Origin of the sequence: Deinococcus multiflagellatus (assembly GCF_020166415.1) — a bacterium.
In the GTDB taxonomy this organism is placed as follows: domain Bacteria; phylum Deinococcota; class Deinococci; order Deinococcales; family Deinococcaceae; genus Deinococcus; species Deinococcus multiflagellatus.
In genome coordinates this window covers 1-843 of record NZ_JAIQXV010000068.1, presented here as the reverse complement: position 1 = coordinate 843, position 843 = coordinate 1, and the positions used below count along the sequence as shown (strand labels likewise).

The 843-nt window shown below is 61.7% G+C and carries 2 protein-coding genes; one reads left to right on the top strand and one right to left on the bottom strand.

Annotated features, from left to right (window positions below; all coding sequences use genetic code 11):
* Window positions 1-146 (bottom strand): disulfide bond formation protein B (locus K7W41_RS23340; protein ID WP_224612942.1); only part of this gene is annotated, 146 nt, incomplete at its 3' end.
* 128 nt (window positions 147-274) lie between these two features.
* On the opposite strand from K7W41_RS23340, the gene K7W41_RS23335 reads away from it, so the two are divergent.
* The coding region (locus K7W41_RS23335; RefSeq protein ID WP_224612940.1) for a DUF4158 domain-containing protein at window positions 275-843 on the top strand (569 nt) is incomplete at its 3' end.

Sequence of the window (843 nt, the reverse complement as noted above, 5' to 3'; positions counted from 1 at the left end):
TACATCATGAGGCGCTGGTACCAGCACAGGGTGCAGGGGGGCAGGTGCATGACTTCGCTGAAATACAGGCTGCCGGTGGTGGCGATCACCGCTTGCAGCCAGGCCACAGCGGGCAAGGCCCACCGCCTCCCAGAAGATATCTGCATTTCTGAGACCATATTCAGATACTGTAGCGGAAGATGGGGTGCGAGGAGACGATCTTACGCCGACCGGTTGTGAGCGGCCCATCAGGTCAACAGCATGTCCTCCCAGAGACAAAAGTGCATGGAGCAGGATGTCCCGCGCCATAACTGCATCCGAAGACAGCACGACTCTGCTGGCAAGGTATGGCCGTTATCCACCGACGCTGACGGCTGAGCAACTGCACCGCTATTTCCGCTTTGACGATCACGACCGCGCTGTTTTGGCCCAGAAAAAAGGCAAACACAACCGCCTGGGCTACGCCCTCCAACTCGCCACTGTCCGCTTTCTGGGCACCTTCCTGACTGATCCCCTGGACATGCCTGAGGCAGCCATCCAGTACGTCGCCCAGCAGCTTGACCTCACGGTCAATCCCGTCAAACTTGACCGCTACCGCACGCGCGAGACCCGCTGGGATCACCGCCACGACATCCAGGCCCGGTGGGGCTACCGCGATTTTTCAGAGATTCCGGCCTTTTTCGATCTGGCGCGCTTTTTATCTGCCCGCGCCCGGTTGATGGCCGAGCCATCCAGCCGCCTGCTGGATCTCAGCACAGCCCGCCTGGTCGAGCGCCGGGTGCTGCTGCCCGGCGTCACCACGCTGACCCGGCTGATTGCCCGCATTCAGCACCGGGCCGATGAGCGCCTCTGGCGTGACCTGGC